This is a genomic window from Candidatus Neomarinimicrobiota bacterium (assembly GCA_012964825.1).
In the GTDB taxonomy this organism is placed as follows: domain Bacteria; phylum Fidelibacterota; class Marinisomatia; order Marinisomatales; family S15-B10; genus UBA2125.
Genome location: DTTI01000016.1, coordinates 6,446 through 14,358, shown reverse-complemented (window position 1 = coordinate 14,358; position 7,913 = coordinate 6,446). Strand labels below are relative to the sequence as shown.

The following is a 7,913-nucleotide window of genomic DNA, read 5'->3' as shown; positions in this document are numbered from 1 at the left end:
CACTTTCCCAATCTCAACCTGGGAAGTGACGGGGGGACGGTCGGGATGAAAGAAGTACCCACATTGTGATATAATTTTTTGAAAAAATGAAAAACCCCCTCGCCATACTTCTTTTGCTTTTGAGCTGCGTATCTTATCAATCAGTTTTTCAAGGTGAATGGTTTAATGACAGCAAAGTAAGGGAGGTTTTTAGTGAAGCCTCTGTAACACGATATCGGGTAAAAGTATTTAAAGGTGAAGATGGTTGGTTTATTGAGAGGTGGAGTGAAGAAGCCACTTTTGTTGGGTTAGTGATGCCTAGTGAGACTAGAGACCCTGGAAGGGAATCTGGCATCTATTCCGTTAAGGAAGCAGTTGATAAAGGATACCTTATTAGGTATTGGGACTCAATAACATTTATGTTTGAGCCAGGGAGTGATAATAGGGTTTATAAAATAGAAAACCCTTGGTTCGGAGACTCTTATTATGAGACAATGGTTTATAACAGGAAGTCTGGAAAAAGAGAGCCAGTTAAAACAACCATTAGTCTTTTGGAAAAGGATATTTTGTTAATAGGAACTGAAAAATGGTATCGGTATAAAGACCAATAATTTGATTTTAAATTTCAACTTGGAAAGTGAAGGGGGGACGGTCGGGATGAAAGAGGCAGCAACATGGTGATTTAATTGGCTGTACTGACCATTAATAAGGAGAAATCATGAAAACAAGGCTGTTAGTTTCATTCACGGCACTTCTGATCATTGCGGGCTGCGCAAGTGAAATCGTATCAAAACGGATCCAGGTTGATGTCAACGCGGAAGATGTTTGGCAGGCAGTTGGCACTGATCTAAATACCTGGGGTAAATGGGACCCCACCATTGATGAATGGTTGCTTGAATCAGAAGGTGAATTAGGTGAGGGTAGTTTTACAAAATATTGGATCTGAAAAAATTGGGCAACCATGAGAGTAACAGAATATAGACCGTCAAAAAAGATAGCCTATGAATTGGTTGAGACCAACTGGCCCGCAAAGAAATGGGATTATGTGATCACGCTTGAAGAGAAAATCCCAACACATCGGTTGAAATCAGTATCACATTGGATGCGTTTAAGAATCCCATAAGTGTGTTTTTCAGAAGCAGCGGGGTTAACAAAACACTCAAAGGATTAAAAGATTATGTTGAGAAGTAGGTCATTTCCGATTTCATAGGACATCCGCACAATTATTAAATCTGTTTGGAAAAGTGAGGGGGGGTAGGGTCGAGAAAGAACATGCACAGACATTGGTGTGTAGTTTTTTGTAAGTTACCTACTGGTATGTGGCATCACCGGTTCAGACACTTAACTAATCAATTTGTCCACAATTTTATTGGAGGTTAAAATGAAACAAAGATATACAATGGGCTATTTATACTTTTTCTTAATAATGCCATTAATGGCAGGTGAGGATAATTTGGTGAGGAAAGCCAATTATCAATTAGCAGGAAGATTTGCACCCTATAAAATTAAAAAGCTCATGTACAGTACATCTATTAATCCCAAATGGATTGAAGGAACAGAAAATTTTTGGTACGAATGGAAAACATCCGAAGGAAAAATATTTTATGTTGTTGATCCAGTAAAGAGAACGAAGGAAGAAATATTTGATAACGATAAAATAGCCGCCGAATTAACCCGCATCACCCTTGATCCATGGGATGCACAGCATCTGCCAATAGAAAAAATAAAATTTATAGATCAAAACACCCTTCAGTTTGAGGTGAAATCTTCCCAGGATGAGGAAGAAAAAGAGGAAGATGAGGATGAATTAGAAGAGGAAGACCAGGAAGAGGAGGAAGACAAGGAAAAAGAAAAGAAACCCAAGAAAATAACCTTCCATTTTGAATATAAAATTAAAACCCAAACATTAAGGGAATTGAAGGACTGGGAAGCACCGGACGAACATCCCCAATGGGCCAGCGTTTCACCAGACGGCAAGACGATTGTATTTGGCCGCAATCATAACCTCTATATGATGAATTCTGATGATTATAAAAAGATACTAGATGCTGGGCGGGGCAAGGATGAAAAGAAAGCCGAGAAGGCCATTGAGAAAGTATCTGTAAATGAAATCCAGTTAACACACGATGGAGAAGAACATTTCGGCTATGCAGTATTCAAACGGGGCGACACGGATGATGAGCGGGAAAAGAATAAGGACAAACGCAAACAGACCAGAATTTATTGGGCAAAAGATTCCAAAAAGTTTGCCTTTATTCGCGCTGACCGGAGAAAGGGCAAAGAATTATGGGTGATTCATTCCGTAAAGAATAAACGACCCGAACTGGAAACATATAAATACGATATGGCCGGTGATAAAGATGTGGCTCAATACGAGATTGGAATCTATGATTTGAATACCCGAAATATGTTAAAACTTGATATCAATAAATTTAAAGACCAGCGCGTTGGCATTCATTCCGGTCGGCAGTTCCGATACCCTGATAGCGATGAACCCAAAAGAACGGTATGGCTTGCTGAAGATTCAAAAAATCTATATTTCTATCGACAGAGCCGTGATTTACATAAAGTGGATGTGTGTGTAGCTGATACAGAAACAGGTGATGTGAAAGTACTTTTTGAAGAAAAATTGAACACCTATGTCGAACTGCAAAGGCTGGAACTGCTGAAATCAGGTGATATGCTCTGGTGGTCCGAAAGGGACGGCTGGGGACATTTATATCATTATGGGAAGAATGGAAAACTGAAACGGCAAATTACTAGAGGCTCTTTTTCCGTCAGAGAGGTAATGGGGTTCGATGAAAGCAAACAGACCGTCTACTTTATGGCTAATGGGCGAGAAGAAAATGAAGACCCCTATTTACAGCATCTCTATAGTGTCTTTATTGATGGAACCAAAATGAAGTTATTGAATGAGGGCAATTTTGATCATCGGACTTCAATGGGAGAATCAAACCGGTTTTTTGTCAATAATTATTCCTTGGTCAATACTCTACCTAAATCAGCGCTCTATAATACCCATGGCAGGAAAATACTGGACCTTGAAAAAGCGGATTTATCACAACTTATGGCGGCGGGATTTCAATACCCGGAACCATTTCAGGTGAAATCAGCTGATGGTGTTACCGACATTTATGGGGTAATAACCAAACCCTTTGATTTTGACCCTCAAAAGAAATATCCCATTATTGCGTATGTCTACCCCGGCCCCCAGACTGAAGCCGTAGCTAAATCCTTCACGCAGCTTCGACACAGTACAACTTCCCTGGCCCAATTCGGTTTTATTGTGATTACTATCGGCAACCGCGGGGGTCACCCCGCTCGTTCTAAGTGGTATCATAATTATGGCTACGGTAATTTGCGTGATTACGGCCTGGCTGATAAAAAAGCCGGTATTGAACAATTAGCTGACCGCCATGACTTCATCGATATAAATAGCGTGGGCATATATGGTCATTCTGGTGGCGGTTTTATGTCTACTGCGGCCATGCTTGTTTATCCGGATTTTTTCAAAGTGGCTGTTTCTTCATCTGGAAATCATAATAATGATGTGTATAACAATCGGTGGTCCGAGAAACATCATGGCATCAAGGAGGTCGTGGACGATTCCGGCCGTGTCAGTTTTGAATATGACATTGCCAAAAACTCAGACTTGGCCAATAACCTGAAAGGGCATCTGCTGTTAACCACCGGAGATATTGATAACAATGTTCATATGGCGGGTACCCTGAGGATGGCCGAAGCCTTAATCCGTGCCAATAAGAGATTTGATTTCTTTCTTTTCCCCGGACAGCGTCATGGGTATGGAGATATGGGTGATTATTGGCATTGGCTCCGCGCGGAATACTTTGTGAAGCATCTTATCGGAGACACTTACTGGGACCCAGATATCGCCCAGCTAAATCTGGAGAAAGAAAAGAAAAAATAATTACGCTTGGTTTAGGTCTATGAATAAACTGAATCAGGCCGGCGAGCGCCGGGTCTATTTGTACTAGACACAGGCTGGTGAGTTCAGTCAGACTCGGAAGATGCTGTTCTTGAAATCAATCGGCTTCTCAACCACTTTCCCAATCTCAACTAGGTAACCGACGGTGGGACGGTCGGGATGAAAGAAGCACCCACATTGTGATATAATTATTTTAAAATTTGATTAAATTTCGAGTCATCTATCGATTATCTAACAATAAGGAGTAAAATCTAATGAACAATATCTCTTTAAGTAAGTGTGGGGGACAATGTTTGATAGCGGGCGGTGTTGTCTCATTCATTCCCTTTCTAATGCAAATCCTAGTCGGAGGACCGCCACCAGATAATGAATATATCTTTTCATATTTCGCTAATATGACAGTTGATGGTGGCTCTTTGTCCGTTCTTTATACAATGATGTCAGTGTTTGGAGTGGCCTTTATTATGTATGGAATCTTTACTCTTAATGGGTTCTTGCAAGAACAGAAAAAAGATGCCTTATTGAGCCTTGGTACATTCCTCTTCCTATTGGGACAGGCTGGTGTACTGGTTGCCTGGTCTGTTGATCCCGCAATGATAATTGCTCAAGATACTGCAAACATTTCAAACATGTTCATCAGTGAGATGAGTTTGTTTTTCATGTTCGGGCCACTATTTATGCTGGGTTCCGCACTGGTGTCATTGGTCTTGGCAAATAGGGAATTTGTTAATCCTCTATTCATGAGAATTTCGGCCGCTGTCTTTGTCTTAATTATACCGGCTTTTGCTTTCTCCACCTTTACCTTAACTGATCCCAGCACCCATAATAGTGTGTCTTCCATTATGCCAGTCTTTGCAGGATTCAGTATTGCACAAATTGTGTCATTGGTTTGGCAGATTATGGTTGGTTTGAAAATGATGAAAAACTGATACCTGAATTATACACGGATGCATAATCCGAAGGTCCCCGGTTCGAATCCGGGCGCCCCGACTTTGAATGAGCCCATCGGTAACGACGGGTTCTTCGTTTATACCCTCAGTAACTTTTTCAAAGCTCCCCCAGTAGTAATTTTGCAAAGCTCAGACAGGCTTAGACGGATGATGACCTAATGGCACAGTAAAATGGCACAGTAACGAAAATCAACATTATTTTTCTTAACCAAAAAACTCAACCGCATTATTTGACTATTGAAGGCAAGGGATATCCAGCAAGAGAAGCTTTACATCCCCAAATATAATTAATCACAGAAAATGAAGATAAAAGCACAAATGCTTCTCTTCTTGATGTCTTCTTCTTTAACGGCTGATACGGGCACTGTATTGGGCGTAGTCCGGGATGCCAATACGCAGCAGCCTCTTGTCGGTGCAAATGTTATGATTGTCGATACTCATCTGGGTGACGCCACTGATCTGGAAGGGAGGTTTGAGATAACAGGAATAGGTATGGGTACGAGGCACCTTCAGGTGAGCATGATAGGCTACGAGACGAGAGTAATTCTCAACCTGATGGTCACCACCGCCCGCCCTTTGGACTTGGTCATTGAAGTAAAGATGGTGTCTCTTGAAGGAGAGACTGTGGAGGTTGAGGGGAAAACCTTCACACGGTCAACAGCCGCCGTCTTGAGTACCATGCATGTGGACAACTTTGAGATTCGCAGCGATCCTGGCGGAGCATTCGATATCCAGCGGATGGTGCAATCTCTACCATCAGTAACATCCGCCAGCGACCAAGAGAATGAGATCATCACCCGGGGAGGTATGCCGGGAGAGAACCTGTTCCTTTTGGACAATATTGAGATACCTAATCCTAACCATTTCGGTATTGAGGGGGCCGGAGGCGGCCCTATCAATATGATCAATCCGCTCTTTGTTCAGGAAATTGAGTTCACACCGGGAGCTTTTTCGGCCCGTTATGGTGACAAAGCAAGCAGTGTCATGGACATAAGACTGCGGAGAGGCTCCACGGAACGGTTTGAGACAGCTTTTGACCTTTCCATGGCCGGTGCAAGAATCAACGCTGAGGGGCCCATCGCTGACGGCAAGGGGTCATTCCTGACCAGCACCACCTGGAGTTTCCTAGATTTAATCGTGGAGAGCTTTGGTATGACGGCCGTTCCCCGGTACAACAATCATCAGGTAAAGATCGTTTATGATCTTTCACCTAGCAACCGGATCATTTTTAATGCTCTCGCGGGATTTGACCAGATCAACATTATTTCAGAGAATGAAGTGCTTACTCGCGGAGCGGAGAGTGTTGACTGGGAGGGCGAGGTTTATGTTGTTGGTGTCAGCTTGCAAACACTCCTAGGTCAAGTTGGCTACGGATTGACGACTCTGTCCACAGTGACCAAGAAATCGTATACTTGGGTTTATAATTTTGGTGCAAAGGATTATCCATGGTTCACGCGTGACAACGTACTCACCGAATACACCTTAAAATCTGACTGGTCTCTAAGGTCTGATTTGGGGAGTTTTTCTGTAGGCACCTTATTAAGAAACATTGATTTTCTATACGACGAATGGGCGGGAACAGATTCTCTGTTCCTATATGACACATCCTTTTGGGACGGTGAACAATGGACTGTTGATGATCCTCCCACCACCGGAGTTTCGTACATTCAACCTGAGTTCAATTTCAACGAGAACGAAACCACGTGGAAGATGGGAACCTACGCTCAATGGCAGGTGGGTATTGGTCAGAGGGCGCAGGTCTCTGCCGGAGGGCGTGCTGACTATTTTACGGCTACGGAAGAATTGGTTTTGTCCCCCCGGTTTAATCTGGAACTTTTCTTGGATGACGATACTAATCTCCATTTGGGCTACGGCAAGCACTATCAGTACCCGGGGTATTATCTTGTTTACCGTGATCCAGATGGTCTGAACCGCAATCTCAAGGCGAAATTCACGCACCAGTTCGTTGTCGGCATCGAGCACTTCTTTGCCCCGGACTTCCGCGGCTCACTAGAAGCGTTCTACAAGATCTACGAAAATCTCCCTACGTATTATTACTGGACCAATCCGAAGGAAAAATATCCTTTACCTTTGGAGCACAGAACTCACTGGCTTAACGAAGGGGAAGCGAGGAGCCGCGGCTTCGAGTTCTTCCTACAGAAAAAGCTGACCCACAACTGGCATCTCCTCCTCAGTTATGCGTGGAGCCATTCCCAAGCCAAGGATATGCGCCTGTTCTTTACAGGTAGTGGATCACTGAATGACAAAGAACGGGAAGGGGAATGGTATGACTGGGATTACGATATTAGGCATCAGCTCACCTTTATCGGCGGGTGGAAAAAGAAGTTCCATAAAGAGGCATGGTATCAGGAGTTGAAGAAGAAAAAATGGTTTAGGATAGCCTCAACGGTTCTCGGACCTTTGAATCCCCTGGCAGATGAGATTGAGATGAATGTCCGTCTCGGCTACAACAGCGGCCGGCCCTACACGGAGCGGATGTACTTTCCCGATCTGCGGGACTGGGTGTCTATTGAGGATACTGACTGGAATAGTCTTCGCTTCCCCGAATACCACAGACTCGATTTCATGTTTCTGCAGAGATGGATGCTTCCCAAAATGAATATCGTGGCCTATGTTAACATTATGAACATCTACGACCGAAAAAACATCTGGGATTACGCCTATAGCGCAGATGGGACAAAAGAAGAGGTGTGGCAGTATAAGACCATGCCCGTAGGCGGGGTTACACTGGAGTTCTAATAGTCAATTAATTCTTCACCAAGTATTACAGAAAACAGGTTTAACTTGACAGCAAGGAAGACAGAAAGAACAGAACTGTGTGAATGCATTCACATCTATTCTATCACTTCATCATCTGAAAACGAACGGGGTACGGTGCAATGAATTAGACCGACACCCGTTCTGATATAATTTTTTAAAAAAATGTGCAGTATAGTAAGTAGTTATGCCGCTATCTTGATGACAAAGCGTAAACAAAAGGATTAAAGAGATGAAGACGAACAAGACCGCGTACAAAT

Annotated in this window: 5 protein-coding genes; all 5 read left to right on the top strand. The window is 43.1% G+C overall.

Annotated elements, in window-relative coordinates; all coding sequences use genetic code 11:
- Window positions 1–86: 86 nt before the first annotated feature.
- The 5 genes from EYO21_00990 (at window position 87) to EYO21_00970 (ending at window position 7,635) form a co-directional block, all read left to right on the top strand.
- Complete coding sequence (locus EYO21_00990; protein ID HIB02390.1) at window positions 87–590, top strand: hypothetical protein; 504 nt, start codon at window positions 87–89, stop codon at window positions 588–590.
- Between the two features lie 107 nt (window positions 591–697).
- A complete protein-coding gene (locus EYO21_00985; protein ID HIB02389.1) occupies window positions 698–925 on the top strand; it encodes a hypothetical protein in 228 nt (75 codons plus the stop codon).
- Window positions 926–1,360: 435 nt separating this feature from the next.
- Entirely contained in the window at window positions 1,361–3,907 is a 2,547-nt protein-coding gene (locus EYO21_00980; GenBank protein HIB02388.1) for a S9 family peptidase, read from the top strand.
- A gap of 272 nt (window positions 3,908–4,179) precedes the next feature.
- Window positions 4,180–4,854 carry a hypothetical protein gene (locus EYO21_00975; GenBank protein ID HIB02387.1) on the top strand — a complete coding sequence of 225 codons (675 nt, stop codon included), beginning with the start codon at window positions 4,180–4,182 and terminating at the stop codon, window positions 4,852–4,854.
- 321 nt (window positions 4,855–5,175) lie between these two features.
- Window positions 5,176–7,635 carry a TonB-dependent receptor gene (locus tag EYO21_00970; GenBank protein ID HIB02386.1) on the top strand — a complete coding sequence of 820 codons (2,460 nt, stop codon included), beginning with the start codon at window positions 5,176–5,178 and terminating at the stop codon, window positions 7,633–7,635.
- Window positions 7,636–7,913: the final 278 nt, after the last annotated feature.